The sequence below is a fragment of the Mycobacterium sp. MAA66 genome, from assembly GCF_041261665.1.
Classification (GTDB): domain Bacteria; phylum Actinomycetota; class Actinomycetes; order Mycobacteriales; family Mycobacteriaceae; genus Mycobacterium.
Window position 1 is genome coordinate 133,775 of sequence record NZ_JBGCCC010000010.1, and the last position, 15,755, is coordinate 149,529.

Below are 15,755 nucleotides of genomic sequence, written 5' to 3' on the forward strand. Positions count from 1 at the left end.
GTGGCAACCGAACAGTCGGTTGCCACATTTTGCGAGCAGGCCGAAACCAAGGTTGGTACACGTGTGCCGCTTTGCCGACCACCACGCCCGTCACGACGAACGCGGGGAGTGAGGCCCCGATCGTTAGGTTGACTCTCGTTGGATGAACGCAATCGACGGCCGGCCTCGCAGTGGATTTTCATCGCAACCATCGTCGTGGTCGCCTTCTATGCGCCGCTGGCCATCAACTACACCTGGCCACTGTTCTTCCCAGGTATGCCACGTCTGCAAGATGGACTGAACACACTGCTCAACGGACCGGAGTACGCCACCGGTCAGGGTTCGGTGGAATCCGTCCGACACTCGGCATACACCGAACATCGAGTCGTGTTGTTGATCCACACCACGTTGGGCGCACTGGCATTGACGCTGGCCATGTTTCAGTTCTCGGTGCGGCTGCGGGTCCGACACCCGGCAGTCCATCGCTGGACCGGTCGCGGCTACCTCATGTTGATGACGGCAAGCATGCTGACCGCCTTGCTGTTCTTGTTCGTCACGCCACCCGCCGAGCACTTCATCGGACGGGCATTCGAAACTCAACTGCGCGGGTTGGCCGTAGGCACACTCGGCAGTGCGTGGTACGCGGTCTACGCGATCCGACGCCGCGACGTGGTCTCCCATCGCGCCTGGATGACCTACAGCATCGCCTTCATGATGACGGCGCCGCTGTTGCGGCTGCTCTGGATCGGGCTGCAGCCCTTGATTCCGCAACACGACGTACTCACCAACATCGGCGCTGCGTCACTCATTCTCGGCGTCGCCGCACCCGGGGCAGCCTCGATGATCTTTATGCTCACCCGGCGCGACGCATCGGCGCCGACCCCTCCATCGGTGTCGGCGTGGGTATACGCCGCCATCGTGCTGTTGGCAGTCATCGGTTCGTCCGTGTACACCGCACTGACCTTGCGACTACGCGATCCGATACCCCACACCCTGGTCTTGTATCACCTGGTACCGCTCGCGGTCGTCATCCTGATCACGGTCATCGGCATCCGCAATGCCCGTGCGCGCGGCAACGCCACCCGAGAGTGGCAGTGGCGGTGGATCCTGCTCGGCTTCGCTGCCGCACCGGTGGCTACCACGTTGTACTCGCTGATCGTTCCCCCATCCTTCACCGCCGCCGACGCCATCATCGCGGGCGGCATGGATGGGTCGGTCATCACGATCACGATCGCCTTGGCGATCGTCGTCCGCGCGGCCGCCGCCTCGGATACAAATGCAGCCGCCGAGGCTCAGCCAACGACCACGGAGCACGCTCCGGCCGCCTGACCGACGGGACTCACGAGTTATCCACAGGCTGGATATCTCCTGTGGCGGCGGGTTGATGAACGCAAGTAGACTCGAATGCATGTTCGATTCATTGCCGGGTTTGTTTGTCGGGGTTGATGATTCGGCCCTGATCGACCGGATCGCGGGTTATGCGCGGGTGGAAGCCGAAGCCGCGGCGGGCCGACTAGCGGCGATTGCTGAACTGGTGGCGCGCCGGTGTGACGATGAGGACGGCCGGGCACTGTGGGCCTGTGATGGTTGGGATGTGGCGGCCGCCGAGATCGGCGCGGTGTTGACCATCGGACGCCGGGAAGCGTCCGGGCAGATGAGTATCGGTATCGCGTTGCGGACCCGGTTGCCCAGGGTGGCGGCGGTGTTGGCTGCCGGTGGTGTGTCGGTGCCGGTGGTGGCGATGATCACCTGGCGTACCCGTCTGGTCACCGATCCTGATGTGCTGGCGGTGTTGGATGCGGCGGTGGCCGGGGCGATGACCCAATGGGGTGTGCTGTCGAAGGAGGCGCTGGCCCGGGTGATCGATGGCTGGGTGCACAAGTTCGATCCGGTCGCTGTGATCCGGACCCGCTCGGCGGCGCGTAACCGGAGCATCGAATTCGGTAAGCCCGATGATGAGACCGGGACGGTATCGATCTGGGGTGCACTGTTGGCCACCGACGGCGCGCTGTTTGAGCGGGCGATCACCGAGATCGCGCTCACGGTGTGTGCCGCTGATCCCCGCACCCTGGGGCAGCGTCGCGCTGATGCGGTCGGGGTGCTGGCCGTGCGGGGTTCCCGTCTGGCCTGCCGGTGCGCACAACCGCACTGCCCGGCCGCCGCCGTACCGGATGCCCCGGCCGCGGCGGTGATCATTCACGTACTCACCGATACCGTCCCGGCGCCGAAGCTGGACCGGCAACTGCACACGCCCATCCCCGTATCGACACCGGCCACCAAGGCCACACCCGCCGATGGCCCACCTGCGCGTTCCGCACCGGCCCACCCACCGGTCGGCTACCTCCAGGACGGCCAGGTGATCCCACCGACCATGCTCGCCGACCTACTTGCTCGCGGCGCCAAACTACGCCACCTGGCCCGCGCCGCCGATCTGGGCAGCATCGACCGCTACCGACCGAGCGCGGCGATGGCCGACTTCGTGCGGATGCGCCACCTGAGCTGCAGCTTCCCCGGCTGCACCGCACCAGCGGTGCAGTGCGACATCGACCACACCATCGCCTGGCCCGCCGGGCCCACCCATCCGGGCAACCTCAGCCCCAAATGCCGAAAACACCACCTACTCAAAACGTTTTACGGCGGACCTGGTGGTTGGCGGGACCGACAAGAACCCGACGGCACCGTCGTATGGACCGCACCCACCGGACATACCTACCGAAACACGCCGTTGTCGCGGATCCTGTTCCCGGACACGAACTTCGACACACCACTACCACCGGTCAGCGCACCCGACAGCACCACCGGGCGGGGCCGAGGCGGCATGATGCCCCAACGCCGCCGCACCCGCGCCCAGGACCGCGCCGCCCGCATCGCCAACGAACGCACACTCAACGAACAAGAACTGCAACGTTTTTCGGACCCGCACCGCAACCCGCAGCCAGCCATCAAGAACGACCTCCCACCGCCGTTCTGAAGCGGGCTAGCGCTCCGGAACCTCGCGCTCGATCTCGTCGAGCCAGATTCGCGCCGACATATCCGACGGCGCACGCCAGTCGCCGCGGGGTGAAAGCGCGCCACCGGAGGACACTTTCGGGCCATTGGGCAACGCCGAACGCTTGAATTGACTAAAGGAGTAGAACCGTTGCACAAAGACTTTCAGCCACCGACGGATCTCGGACAACGAATAGCCGACCCGCTCATCTTCGGGGAAACCGGCGGGCCAGCCACCTACCGATGCATCCCGCCAGGCGTGCCAGGCCAGGAACGCCACCTTGGACGGCCGGAATCCGTAGCGCAGCACCTGGTACAGCGAAAAATCTTGCAGCGCGTACGGTCCGACTTTGGCCTGGCTGCTCTGCACATTGTCGCCGGGCACCAGTTCCGGGGTGATCTCGGTGTCCAGCACCGACTGCAGCACGTCGTCGACCTCGTCACCGAACTGCTCCGACGAGATGACCCACCGGATCAGATGCTGGATAAGGGTTTTCGGAACTCCGCCGTTGACGTTGTAGTGCGACATCTGATCGCCGACACCGTAGGTAGACCATCCCAGCGCCAGCTCGGACAGATCGCCGGTGCCCAACACGATGCCACCGCGCTGATTGGCCAGCCGGAACAGGAAATCGGTGCGCAGACCGGCTTGCACATTCTCGAACGTGACGTCGTAGACCTCCTCACCGCGGGCAAACGGATGATCCATCTCGGTCAGCATCAGCCGTGCGGTATCCCGAATGTCCAACTCGGCGAAGGTCACTCCCAACGCCTTGGCCAACGCGGTGGCATTGCCCTTGGTCCGGTCGCCAGTGGCAAAACCAGGCATGGTGAACGCCAGGATGTCGCTGCGCGGTCGGCCTTCGCGGTCCATCGCGCGGGCCGCGACGATCAACGCATGGGTAGAATCGAGCCCGCCGGACACTCCGATCACCACGGTCGGATAGCTCAGCGCCCGCAACCGCTGTTCCAGGCCGGACACCTGAATGTTGTAGGCCTCATAGCAATCCTGTTGCAGCCGCTGCGGATCCGACGGCACGAATGGGAAGCGCTCGATATCCCGGAGCAGACCGATATCCCCGTCGGGTGCCCCCACGACGAATTCGATCCGCCGGAATCCGTCCGTCAGATCGGCATGGTGACGCCGGTTGTCGTCGAACGTGCCCATCCGAAGCCGCTCCGCGGCAAGCAGTTCGGTGTCGACATCGGCAACCGATCGCCGCTCCCCGCGCGGGAACCGCTCGGATTCAGCCAGCAGCGCGCCGTTCTCATAGATCATGGTCTGGCCGTCCCAGGCCAGGTCCGTGGTCGACTCGCCCTCTCCCGCAGCCGCATACACGTAAGCCGCCAGACATCGCGACGACGCCGAACGCGCGAGCAGCTTGCGCTCATCTGCCCGGCCGATGGTGATCGGACTGCCCGACAGATTCGCCAGCACCGTCGCCCCCGCCAACGCCGCGGTCGCGCTCGGCGGCACCGGAACCCACATGTCCTCACAGATCTCCACGTGCAGAACAAAATTCGGCAGATCCGCGGCGGTGAACAACAGATCAGAGCCGAACGGCACATCGGCACCGGCTATCTGGATGGTTCCGCGGGCAGAGTCACCGGCGGCAACCTGCCGCTTTTCGTAGAACTCCCGATACGTCGGCAGGTACGACTTGGGCACCACACCCAGCACCCTCCCCCGGTGAATCACCACGGCAGTGTTGTAGATCCGGTACCGATGCCGCAGTGGTGCCCCGATCACCAGCACCGGCAACAGGTCCACCGATGCCTCGACGACGGAGGCCAGCGCCTCGGACACCGATTCCAGCAGCGTGTCCGAGAGCAGGATGTCTTCGATCGAGTAACCCGACAGGGTCAACTCGGGAAACACCGCCAGGGCGACCGAGTCTTCGTGGCACTCGCGAGCCAGCCGCAGCACCGAGGCAGCGTTCGCCGCCGGGTCGGCCAGCGTCGTGTGGTGGGTGCACGCGGCCACCCGGACGAAACCGTGCCGGTAGGCGGAGTAGAAGTCCACGCCACGATTGTCGCATCGCCATACCCAATACCCGTACCCTCGATGGTGTGCAGGCACCTGAGCTGGTCAATCTGCTTGCCGGACGGACCATCGCGGTCCTCACCGGAGCCGGTATCTCAACCGACTCCGGCATTCCTGACTATCGCGGCCCGGACTCCCCGCCGAGCAACCCGATGACCATCCAGCAGTTCACTGCCAGCGCCGCATTTCGGCAGCGGTACTGGGCACGCAACCACATCGGCTGGCGGCACATGGCCGCGCGCCAACCCAATGCCGGCCACCGAGCAGTAGCGGCTCTGCAGCACGCCGGCGTCGTCACCGGCGTGATCACCCAGAACGTCGATCTGTTGCATACCAAAGCCGGTAGCACCGGGGTGATCAATCTGCACGGCACCTATGCCGAAGTCATCTGCCTGAACTGCGGGCGCACCATGACCCGGGCCGCGCTGGCCGAAAAGCTGGAGCAACTCAATCCGGGGTTCGCCGAGCGGGCCAGCCAGGTCGGCAGCATCGCGGTGGCGCCCGACGCCGACGCCACCGTCGAGGACACTGCGACATTTCAGTATCTGGACTGCCCGCGGTGCGCCGGGATGCTCAAGCCCAACATCGTTTACTTCGGTGAGAACGTACCCAAAGACCGTGTGCAACAAGCATACTCACTGATCGACGACGCCGATTCCCTGCTGGTCGCCGGCTCCTCGCTTACGGTGTTCTCCGGCTACCGCTTCGTCCGGCATGCCGCCGCGCAGGACAAGCCCATCGTGATCATCAACCGCGGCCAGACCCGCGGCGACGAGCAGGCCACCATCAAGATCAACAGCGGGTGCTCGGAAACATTGACCTTACTGGCTACCGAGATCGCTCAGAACCGCTCGGGATTCCAGTACACGTCCTCGGGCGTGCCGGTCAGCGCAGCATCGACCGCTTCGCGCCCCTGCATGTAGCCGTAGTCCTGGTTCGACGACTCGTACCGCCAGCCGCCGAATCGGCCCCGACTGTAGAACCCGTGCTCGCGCAGCCGCTGGTCGGCATCCCGCACGATCTCATCGCGCCCGAGTGTCGGCACCGGGTAGCCCATCGGCACCCGCCGGCAGAACCGGCTGACCAACAGATCCGGGTCCGCGCCCAACGCCCGCAGCGATATCTCGGTGTCGCGCACCGCATCCTGGGCGCTGCGCTGCCGGTCGGGCAACACCGGCACCTCACACAGCACGTTCCACCGACCCGGCCCGGCGTTGCCCTGGTCGTAGTTGTGCAACATCGTTGCCCGATACCAGGGCACATCGAGATCCGGGCAGTACAGCCAGGTCTTGTCAGCCAGCGCCGGCGGCGCCTCACCCCGATAACCCAGACCGACCGCGAAGATGGAACTGGCCCGCAAGGACCCCGCAGGCATCCCGATCCAGGCCATCGCCGTCGTCAGTGGCGCCGAGCTGACGCAGTGCTGGTACTGCACCGTCGAACCGTCATCAAGGGTGGCCACCCGCTGCGCCACATCGACGTCGACGACCCCGGCACCCAGGCGCACGGTTCCGGGCTTGAGTACCCGGTCGTGCACCGCCTGCCAGAGCGCACCGGTCCCACCAACCGGATACGGAAAAGTGCCCGACGGTGCGGGCATGGTTCCGGCCAACGCCAGCTTGGGCACGTTCGGCGCGGCACTGCCGCTACGCAATGACGTCCATTCGTGGTCGACCGCCTCGAGCGGAACCGTCCACATCTTGTAGTTGTACGGGCCGAAGAACTCGTCGTAAAGCTTGCGGCCAAAGCTGTTCCGGTAATAGTCGGCCAGGTTCGCCGGCTCCGCATCGGGATACAGATCGGTGGGAATAGCCGCCAGTTGCTGCTGAATGGGCGTGGCCACCAGGCTCTGCGGCCCACTGCCATCCAGCCAGACCCAACCGTTTCGGGTGACGTCGTTCATGGCCACACCACTGGCCTGCACCATGGCGTCGAACTCGGGGAAATGGCTATGCAGCACATGGCCGCCGAGATCCCAGGTGAAACCTTGGGCGTCGGTGATCGACGTCGACATTCCGCCGATCTGATCGCCGGCATCTACGACCAGATGGTCGATGCCCAGTTCAGTCAGACGGACAGCAGCGCCGATGCCGGTCGGACCGGCACCGATCACGAGAAAGGTTGGCACAGGGTCAGAAATCCACGACCACGCGGGCCGGCTCGAACCCCTCGGCGAAGGGCCGGCGACACAGGAATCCATAGTGCTCAGCCGAGCTGCGGACCCACGACGGACTGACCTTTTCGCTGGCCTCCACCTGAGAGTCGTGGCACATCAACGCTTCGACCTTCTTGTCCAGGCAGTCGGAGATGTCGATGTATGCGGTCGGGTTGAAGCCCAGTGCGGACGGGCCTCCGTAGGTCATGATGCTCGACACCCAGCGCGCCGCACCCAAGGTGCATCGCGATACGACCCGGTGGTCTTGATGGCTGTCGTTGGCGGTGTGCGTGTAGATCATCGTCGCCGAGGACTTCGCGATCGCATCTTCGATCAGATGCACCAACTCGAACTCCTGCAGCGAAACCCGGCAATCGCCGAAACCTTGGCCCCAGAGCAAGTCATGAACACCCAACACCTGGACAGCGCGCAACTGCTCACGGATACGTAATTCCGGGTCGCCCGGACCTTCTTCGCCGCGAGTCACCACCAGCATGGTGACGTGGTCTCCTGCCGCCACATGCTTTGCCAGAGCACCGCCACAGCCCAGCTCGATGTCGTCCGGATGTGCGCCGACAGCTAACACAGACTGACGGCCCATCGGAACCCCCTGAAATCTACCTCGACATACATTTGCTGCGCACTGCAGAAAACAGCATAACCGCAAAGTTATCGGCTTTGCTCGTTTAGCTGAAAGGAATCTGTGCGCGTCCGTGTCGGGGTGCGCGGGTCAGCCCGGCACAAGATCGTCTGCATGCACCGCCGGGCGCCGCATGTCGGCCGGCAGTTCTGCCGTTGACCTGCCGATCATCCCACGCAGCTCGGTGTCGTCGTAGGCCACCACGCCCCTGGCAACGGACCGGCCGTCGAGTCCGTGCAGCTCGACCACGTCACCACCGTGGAACCGTCCTGAGATGTCGGTGATACCGGCCGGTAGCAAAGATCTACGTTGCTCGACCACCGCCCGGACGGCGCCGTCGTCCAGCACCAACGTCCCCGTCGCCTCCGCGGCGTACCGGACCCAGAATCGGCGTGCCGACATCCGCTCGGCCCTGGCCGCGAAGACCGTGCCGACCGATGCGTCCGTGAGCGCCGCTTTCGCGTCGGCGGCCGCGGCCAACAACACCGGCACCCCGGCGTCAGCGGCCAGTAGCGCCGACGACAACTTCGACGCCATGCCCCCGGTGCCCAGCCGACTGCCCCCAGTGGCCTGCACGCCGTCGAGATCGTCGGGTGCAGCAATCTCCGCAATGAACTTCGCCGGGTTGTCCTTGGGCGCCTTGCGCGGATCACCGTCGTAGAGTCCGTCGATATCGCTGAGCAGGATCAGCGCATCGGCACCGACCAGCTGCGCGACCAACGCCGAGAGCCTGTCGTTGTCGCCGAACCGGATCTCGTTGGTGGCCACCGTGTCGTTCTCGTTGACGATCGCCACCGCGTGCAGGGCACGCAGCCGGTCCAGGGTGCGCTGGGCATTGTTGTGCTGGACGCGCATCGCGATGTCGTGGGCGGTGAGCAACACCTGCCCCACGGTGCGGTCATACCGGCCGAACGCGGTGCTCCACGCGTTCACCAACGCGACCTGTCCAACGCTAGCCGCGGCCTGCTTGGTAGCCAGATCGGTGGGCCGCTTGGTCAGACCCAATGGCTCGATTCCTGCAGCAATGGCGCCAGAGGACACGATCACCACGTCCGAACCGGCCTTCATGCGCTGCTCGATGGCCTCGGCCAAGAATGCCAGCCGGCCTGGATCGAACATGCCGTTGGGCGCGGTGAGCGCAGTGGTGCCGATCTTGACCACGACACTGCGCGCCGTACGCACCGCTTCCCGGTGCGACGAGATCACTCGTCGGCCTCAGAACGACGCCGGTCCTTGCGGGCGGCCTTGCGCTCGGCGGCGCCCACCCGGTCCGTCTGTTCCAGCCGGATGTCGGTGCCGCGGCCGGACATCTGCATGTCGACACCTGCCGGGGTCTGCGGCTCCCAGTCGAAGGTGACGTCACCGATGGTGACGGCGCATCCTGCTCGGGCACCCATCTTGATCAGTTCGTCCTCGACGCCGAGGCGGGCCAGCCGGTCGCCGAGGTATCCGACGGCCTCGTCGTTGTCGAAAGCCGTTTGGGCGATCCAACGTTCGGGTCGAGAGCCGCGGACGATGAACCCACCATTGCCATCGGAGGTCACGGTGAAACCGGTCTCGTCGATGGCGATCGGCCGGATGACCGGCCGGCGCGGAGCCACCTCGGGCTGCGCGGCACGATATGCCGCGACCATCTCCCAGAGCGCAAAGATCAACGGGCGCAATCCATCCCGACTGACGGTCGAGATCTCGTACACCGGCCAGCCGTATTTGGTGGCCACCTCGTCACGGATGAACTGGGCCATGTCGCGGGCATCGGGCACGTCGATCTTGTTGAGCACCACCGCACGTGGCCGCTCAGCCAGATCCCCCAGCGTCGAATCCCCTTGCAGCGTCGGCGTATACGCGGCCAACTCCGCTTCCAGGGCGTCGATGTCCGAGATCGGGTCGCGGCCGGGTTCCATTGTCGCGCAGTCGACCACGTGCACCAGCACCGCGCAGCGTTCGATGTGCCGCAAGAAATCCAGGCCCAGTCCGCGGCCTTCGGAGGCTCCCGGGATCAGACCGGGGACATCGGCGACGGTGAAGGTGTGTTCGCCCGCCGATACCACGCCGAGGTTCGGGGCCAAGGTGGTGAACGGATAGTCGGCGATCTTGGGTTTGGCCGCCGAAATGGTCGACACCAGAGACGATTTACCGGCCGACGGGAACCCAATCAGCCCGATGTCCGCGACGGTCTTGAGTTCCAGCGTGAGGTCACGGGCCTGGCCCTTCTCGCCGAGCAGGGCGAACCCCGGTGCTTTACGGGCCCGGGAGGCCAGTGCCGCATTGCCCAACCCGCCGCGACCACCCATGGCGGCTTCGAATCGGGTACCGACACCGACCAGGTCAGCCAGCAGTCGGCCCTGCTCGTCGAGCACCACGGTGCCGTCGGGCACCCTGATCTCCAGATCATTGCCCGCCGAGCCATCCCGATTGCTGCCCGCACCGGGCTTACCCGATGGTGCATCGATGTGCGGATGGAAATGGAAGTCCAGCAGGGTGTGCACCTGCGGATCGACAACCATGACGACGCTGCCGCCCTTGCCGCCGTTGCCGCCGTCGGGCCCACCAAGCGGCTTGAATTTCTCGCGGTGTACCGACGCGCAGCCATTGCCGCCGTTGCCGGCCCGCGCGTGGATGACCACGCGATCAACGAACCGGGGTGCCATCTAATGTCCTTCCCATCACAAAGCGAAAAGCTGCCACGAGGCGAAACCTCGTGACAGCTTCACACTCGTGGGGAAAAGGTTAGACCTCTGCCGGGACGATGTTCACGGTCTTGCGACCACGCTTGTTGCCGAACTCGACCGAACCAGCGGCCGTCGCGAACAGCGTGTCGTCGCCACCGCGACCGACGTTGACGCCCGGGTGGAAGTGGGTGCCGCGCTGACGGACCAGGATCTCGCCGGCCTTGACGACCTGGCCGCCGAACCGCTTGACGCCGAGCCGCTGGGCGGCTGAATCGCGACCGTTGCGAGAGCTGGAAGCGCCCTTCTTGTGTGCCATTTCGTTCGCTCCCTCTTCTTACTTGATGCCCGTGACCTTGACGACCGTCAGCTGCTGACGGTGGCCCTGGCGCTTGTGGTAACCGGTCTTGTTCTTGAACTTGTGGATACGGATCTTCGGGCCCTTGGTGTGCTCGAGCACCTCACCGGTGACGGCGACCTTGGCCAGCGCGTCAGCGTTGGTGGTGACCTTCGCGCCCTCGACGACCAGCGCGACCGGCAGCGACACCTTGGCGCCCTGCTCGACATCGAGCTTCTCGATCTTGACCACGTCACCGATGGCAACCTTGTACTGCTTGCCACCGGTCTTGACGATTGCGTACGTGGCGTTATCGGCTGCCATCGTTGTCGTTCCTCTGTTCTTCGTTCATCTGCTGGGCGCGCGCCACCTGGGAGGCTGCGTGCGCGGGTCTGGGGTGCAGGGCCGCTGCGGGCCCCGCCGTCGCCGGTGTCGCACCTGGCGACAACTGGTCAAGGGTACGTGACCAGCTATTCGAGGGTCAAACCGCCTGGAGCCTGACAGCCTCGTTCACTGGTCACCCTCCTACGGGCGGACCGGCTGGCCTGGCCGCTGCCCGACGACGCTGTCGACGCGCCGGCGGTGCCTCAGCGGCCGGTTCGTCCGCGACGGGCTCGACCTCGATGTCATCGTCCGCCTCATCGACGTCGTCTTCTTCGTCTTCGTCTTCGTCGTCATCTTCGTCATCGATGTCGTCGTCATCGGACTCGTCGTCGTCATCCGAATCGTCATCCGAGTCTTCGTTGTCTTCGAAATCCTCGTCCAACTCGACTTCGAGTTCGTCCTCGGCGTCGAGGTCCTCGTCCTCGGCGTCGAGATCCTCGTCCTCATCGGACTCATCGGACTCGTCGTCGCCATCGAGCGTGGCCAGGTCGTCCGCGGCGTCGACGACATCGTCGCCATCACCTTCGTCGTCGACCAAGGCCTCGTCGTCGAGCGCATCGTCGTCGAAACCTTCGTCGTCCTCGTCGTGCTTACCGTTGGCCGCGGCCATCGCCTTGAACATCGGATGGTCGACAGCGCCATGCGCCGGCACCTTCGGCACCGGGGCGGCTTCCTGCGCAGGGGCGCCCTTCTTGCCCCGCTTGCGGCGGCTGCTCCCGCCGGTACCCGGCTCGGCCTTGCGGCCGGTGGGCGATGCGGTGTCGACCGGGTCGCCGTGCAGCACGATGCCGCGGCCAGCGCAGTGAGTGCAGGTAGTGGAGAACGCCTCGATCAGGCCGGTGCCCAACCGCTTACGGGTCAGCTGCACCAGCCCCAGCGAGGTGACCTCGGACACCTGGTGGCGGGTCCGGTCCCGGGACAGCGCCTCGGTCAGCCGCCGCAACACCAGATCCCGATTGGACTCCAGCACCATGTCGATGAAGTCGATGACGATAATGCCGCCGATGTCCCGCAGCCGGAGCTGGCGGACGATCTCCTCGGCCGCCTCCAGGTTGTTACGGGTGACGGTCTGCTCCAGGTTGCCGCCCGACCCGGTGAACTTGCCGGTGTTGACGTCGACCACGGTCATCGCCTCGGTGCGGTCGATCACCAGGGTGCCGCCCGAGGGCAGCCACACCTTGCGATCCAGCGCCTTGGCCAGCTGCTCATCGATGCGGTACACCGAGAACACGTCCGGACCGCCAGAACCGCCCGCGGGCTCGTACTGAGACATCCGCGAAAGCAATTCAGGCGCAACGGAATTCACGTATCCACTGATGGTGTTCCAGGCGTCTTCACCGGACACCACCAGCTTGGAGAAGTCCTCGTTGAACAGGTCGCGGATCACCTTGACCAGAACGTCGGGCTCCTCGTACAGCGCCACTGCGGCGCCCGAGGCCTTGGACTTGGTCTGCTCGGCCTCGGATTCGATCTGCTTCCAGCGTTCCTGCAACCGGTTGACGTCGGTGCGGATGTCCTCTTCCTTGACCCCCTCGGAGGCGGTCCGGATGATCACGCCGGCATCGGCAGGCACGACCTCTTTGAGGATTTCCTTGAGGCGCTGGCGCTCGGTGTCGGGCAGCTTGCGGCTGATGCCGGTCGACGAGGCGCCGGGCACATACACCAGGTACCGGCCGGCCAGCGAGACCTGCGTGGTGAGCCGAGCGCCCTTGTGGCCGACCGGGTCCTTGCTGACCTGCACAACGACGTAGTCGCCGGGCTTGAGCGCCTGCTCGATCTTGCGGTTCGCCCCGCCCAGACCAGCTGCCTCCCAGTTGACCTCACCGGCATAGAGCACACCGTTACGTCCGCGGCCGATGTCGACGAACGCCGCCTCCATCGAGGGCAGCACGTTCTGCACGATGCCGAGGTAGATGTTGCCGACCAAGGAAGCTGAAGCCGCCGACGTCACAAAGTGCTCGACCACCACGTTGTCTTCCAACACGGCGATCTGGGTGTAACGCGCGCCCTCGTGCGGCGCCTCGGTACGGATCTTGTCGCGGACGATCATGGTCCGCTCGACAGCCTCACGACGGGCCAGGAACTCAGCCTCGCTCAGGATCGGCGGACGCCGTCGACCGGCATCACGTCCGTCGCGACGGCGCTGACGCTTGGCCTCCAGGCGGGTGGACCCGCTGATGCCCTGAATCTCGTTGTTGTCGGACTTGGCACGCGGAGCCCGTTCGTGCACCACGGTGTTGGGCGGGTCGTCGGACGAGCCACTTTCACCATCGGAGTCGTCCCCGGCTCCGGCTCCGGCTCCGGACTTGCGGCGACGACGCCGGCGGCGCCGGCGGTTGGCACCCTCGGTGGTGGCGGCATCGTCGTCACCGTCCTCGCCGTCGACCTCGGCATCCTCGTCACCGTCGGCAGGCTCGGCAGCACCGTCTTCGCCGTCGCCGTCGCCTTCACCGGACTCGTCGGCGTTCTGCTCGCCACGGCCACGGCCGCGGCCACGGCGTCCGCGACGACGGCGCCGATTCGCCGGCCGCTCCCCGTCGTCTTCGGCGCCGTCCTCGGCTCCGTCGTCAATGCCGTCTTCAGTGCCGTCTTCAGTGCCGTCTTCAGCGCTGTCGTCATCGCCCTCATCGACGTCAGCCGGGGGCACAAACGCCACTGGTTGGGGCGCCACGAACAGCGGCAGGTAGTCGGCCGGCTCGGCGACCGCAACCGGGGTGGTCTCCAGCATCAGCCGGGACTCGGGTTCGGCTTCTAGTGCAGCGTCCTCGACCGCCGATTCCTGCGGCTCGGCATCGAGCGGAGCCGCGGGTTCCTCGGTGGCCGCCTCGGCCGGAGACTCCGGTTCCTCGGTGAGGACCTCGGGTGCAGATTCGGCGGCAGGCACACTCAGGCCCAGCAGGTCGCGAACGCGCTCGGCCTCGGCACGGGTCACCGTGGAGGCCGGGTTACGCGGGCGACCGTCGTCACGGGCCAGCACCTCGGTGATCGTCCGGCTGGTGGTACCGATCAGCCGAGCGAGCGAGAAAATTCTCAGTCGCTCAGGCAGTTCCGCCGGGCGGCTCGCATCTTCGGTTTGAGCATCAAGTTGGGCATCGTCGGGCACGTATTCTCCTCAAGCCCCCGGGCGCGTCATGCGACGCGGCCACGCGAGGGCTTTCAATATTGGCCCGGGGAATTTCTCCCGAGCTTGTTGTGGTCTCGCACCTAGCGGCCCACTGGGGAACCCTCGGTGCCTGGCTGAATGATGGCTGGACGGTCGGCGCCACACCCGGACGAATCCGGGTGGTCGCGCTCGTCTAAGTCTTCATCCGGGTGACCACTCCTGGTATGAAGCAGGTCACCCGTGCACCAGTATCCCACACCGTCGGCCGAACTCCGACGAGGTACTCCCCGGTAGCTCAGCTACCGGGGAGCCACAGTGTCAATTAGCGGGGAACCACAGTGCGATTTCGCGGGCCGCGGACTCCGGGGAATCCGAGCCGTGCACCAGGTTGTCCTGGGTCAACAAGGCCAGGTCACCACGGATGGTGCCGGTCGCGGCCTTCTCCACCGGGTCGGTGCCGCCGGCGATCTGCCGGAACGCTGCGATGGCGCGCGGGCCCTCGACGACGGCCGCAACAACGGGGCCCGAGGTGATGAACTCCAGTAGATCACCGAAGAAGGGCTTGCCCTCGTGCTCGGCGTAGTGCTTGCTGGCCAGCTCCACGCTGACGTTCTTCAGCTCGAGAGCAGCGAAGGTCAGGCCCTTGCGCTCGATCCGGCTGATAATTTCGCCGATCAGGTTGCGCTTGACGCCGTCGGGCTTGATCAAAACCAGGGTCTGCTCAGTCACGGCGGACAGCGTACCGGTCAGTAACCGCGCACTGCGATTCGGGCGCAGATCACGCCAACAGCCTGGCGATGAAGCCTGCGGCCTGGCCGGGGAACGGGGCGAACTCGTAACTGTTGTGCGCCGCCCGGCTGCGGCCACCGGGCTCGCAGATCGGATCGCCGGTGGCGCAGAGGTCGATGGCTCTGCCCGCGAACAGCCCAGCGGTCGAGACGGGCGTCCCGAACCGGGCCGCCGGCCCGCCGAACACCGCAACGGCGCTGATCCGGTCGGCAAGTGGGCCGGCCAACGGGGGTGCCGATCCGAAATTACCAACCGTGTCGCCGAGCGGATTGACTCCCGCGAGCATCGAGACCACCGCACCACCCTGCGAGAATCCGCCGAGCACAATCCGGGTGCCCGGACACTGCACCACCGTGGCCGCGATGTGCGCGGTCGCATCGTTGGCGCCGTCGGCGGTGGTGAGGAAGTTGATGCTGGCCGGATAGTTCACCGCATACGTGCTCATGGTCCGGTCACCGAGCTGGGGTGCCAGCGTGTCGGCCAGCGCCTGACCGACCCGACCGATACCGGGCGGCTCGCCGGTGCCGCGGGCGAAGATCAGCTCGACGTCGGAACAGGGATCAGCGGTCGCCCGGCCGGTCCATGGCGACACCACCGTCGCCACCACACATGCCGTCGCCAAACCCGCAGCCCACCACGAACGCCAGATCATCAGGAGGATCCTGGC

At 65.7% G+C, this 15,755-nt stretch carries 13 protein-coding genes; 3 read left to right on the forward strand and 10 right to left on the reverse strand.

The window, feature by feature from the left end:
* Window positions 1–138 precede the first annotated feature (138 nt).
* On the forward strand, window positions 139–1,308 hold the full coding sequence (locus tag ABIA30_RS22875) for a DUF2306 domain-containing protein (RefSeq protein ID WP_370069655.1): 1,170 nt from the start codon (window positions 139–141) through the stop codon (window positions 1,306–1,308).
* 79 nt (window positions 1,309–1,387) lie between these two features.
* Window positions 1,388–2,950, forward strand: coding sequence for a DUF222 domain-containing protein (locus ABIA30_RS22880; protein ID WP_370069657.1), 1,563 nt, complete (start codon window positions 1,388–1,390; stop codon window positions 2,948–2,950).
* 6 nt (window positions 2,951–2,956) lie between these two features.
* Here the strand turns inward: ABIA30_RS22880 and ABIA30_RS22885 are convergent, their stop codons facing one another.
* On the reverse strand, window positions 2,957–4,990 hold the full coding sequence (locus ABIA30_RS22885) for an NAD(+) synthase (protein ID WP_370069659.1): 2,034 nt from the start codon (window positions 4,988–4,990) through the stop codon (window positions 2,957–2,959).
* Between the two features lie 47 nt (window positions 4,991–5,037).
* Between ABIA30_RS22885 and ABIA30_RS22890 the strand changes: the two genes are divergently transcribed.
* Entirely contained in the window at window positions 5,038–5,934 is an 897-nt protein-coding gene (locus ABIA30_RS22890) for an NAD-dependent protein deacetylase (RefSeq protein WP_370069661.1), read from the forward strand.
* Here ABIA30_RS22890 and ABIA30_RS22895 read toward each other — a convergent pair.
* The 9 genes from ABIA30_RS22895 to ABIA30_RS22935 form a co-directional block, all read right to left on the reverse strand.
* Entirely contained in the window at window positions 5,853–7,139 is a 1,287-nt protein-coding gene (locus ABIA30_RS22895; protein WP_370069663.1) for an NAD(P)/FAD-dependent oxidoreductase, read from the reverse strand. The genes ABIA30_RS22890 and ABIA30_RS22895 overlap by 82 nt on opposite strands.
* Before the next feature lie 4 nt (window positions 7,140–7,143).
* Window positions 7,144–7,767, reverse strand: coding sequence for a PIG-L deacetylase family protein (locus ABIA30_RS22900; RefSeq protein ID WP_370069665.1), 624 nt, complete (start codon window positions 7,765–7,767; stop codon window positions 7,144–7,146).
* Window positions 7,768–7,896: 129 nt separating this feature from the next.
* Window positions 7,897–9,012, reverse strand: a complete 1,116-nt coding sequence (proB, locus tag ABIA30_RS22905; protein ID WP_370069667.1) for a glutamate 5-kinase — start codon at window positions 9,010–9,012, stop codon at window positions 7,897–7,899.
* The gene (gene obgE / locus ABIA30_RS22910; protein ID WP_370069669.1) at window positions 9,009–10,457 is read right to left on the reverse strand and encodes a GTPase ObgE; all 1,449 of its coding nucleotides are present in this window, start codon (window positions 10,455–10,457) and stop codon (window positions 9,009–9,011) included. The genes proB and obgE overlap by 4 nt, the downstream gene beginning before the upstream one ends.
* Before the next feature lie 79 nt (window positions 10,458–10,536).
* The gene (gene rpmA, locus ABIA30_RS22915; RefSeq protein ID WP_370069671.1) at window positions 10,537–10,794 is read right to left on the reverse strand and encodes a 50S ribosomal protein L27; all 258 of its coding nucleotides are present in this window, start codon (window positions 10,792–10,794) and stop codon (window positions 10,537–10,539) included.
* 18 nt (window positions 10,795–10,812) lie between these two features.
* Window positions 10,813–11,136, reverse strand: a complete 324-nt coding sequence (gene rplU / locus ABIA30_RS22920; RefSeq protein WP_370069673.1) for a 50S ribosomal protein L21 — start codon at window positions 11,134–11,136, stop codon at window positions 10,813–10,815.
* Window positions 11,137–11,329: 193 nt separating this feature from the next.
* Window positions 11,330–14,299 (reverse strand): Rne/Rng family ribonuclease, encoded by a 2,970-nt coding sequence (locus ABIA30_RS22925; RefSeq protein WP_370069675.1) that lies wholly within the window; start codon window positions 14,297–14,299, stop codon window positions 11,330–11,332.
* 318 nt (window positions 14,300–14,617) lie between these two features.
* Window positions 14,618–15,028 carry a nucleoside-diphosphate kinase gene (ndk, locus tag ABIA30_RS22930; RefSeq protein ID WP_370069677.1) on the reverse strand — a complete coding sequence of 137 codons (411 nt, stop codon included), beginning with the start codon at window positions 15,026–15,028 and terminating at the stop codon, window positions 14,618–14,620.
* Between the two features lie 49 nt (window positions 15,029–15,077).
* Entirely contained in the window at window positions 15,078–15,740 is a 663-nt protein-coding gene (locus ABIA30_RS22935) for a cutinase family protein (protein ID WP_370069679.1), read from the reverse strand.
* Window positions 15,741–15,755: the final 15 nt, after the last annotated feature.

What these genes read in the sequence shown, in the direction of transcription:
- obgE (WP_370069669.1), bottom strand. Translation starts at nt 10,457, where the DNA reads ATGGCACCCCGGTTCGTTGATCGCGTGGTCATCCACGCGCGGGCCGGC.
- rpmA (WP_370069671.1), bottom strand. Translation starts at nt 10,794, where the DNA reads ATGGCACACAAGAAGGGCGCTTCCAGCTCTCGCAACGGTCGCGATTCA.
- ABIA30_RS22900 (WP_370069665.1), bottom strand. Translation starts at nt 7,767, where the DNA reads ATGGGCCGTCAGTCTGTGTTAGCTGTCGGCGCACATCCGGACGACATC.
- ABIA30_RS22880 (WP_370069657.1), top strand. Translation starts at nt 1,388, where the DNA reads ATGTTCGATTCATTGCCGGGTTTGTTTGTCGGGGTTGATGATTCGGCC.
- ABIA30_RS22935 (WP_370069679.1), bottom strand. Translation starts at nt 15,740, where the DNA reads ATGATCTGGCGTTCGTGGTGGGCTGCGGGTTTGGCGACGGCATGTGTG.
- rplU (WP_370069673.1), bottom strand. Translation starts at nt 11,136, where the DNA reads ATGGCAGCCGATAACGCCACGTACGCAATCGTCAAGACCGGTGGCAAG.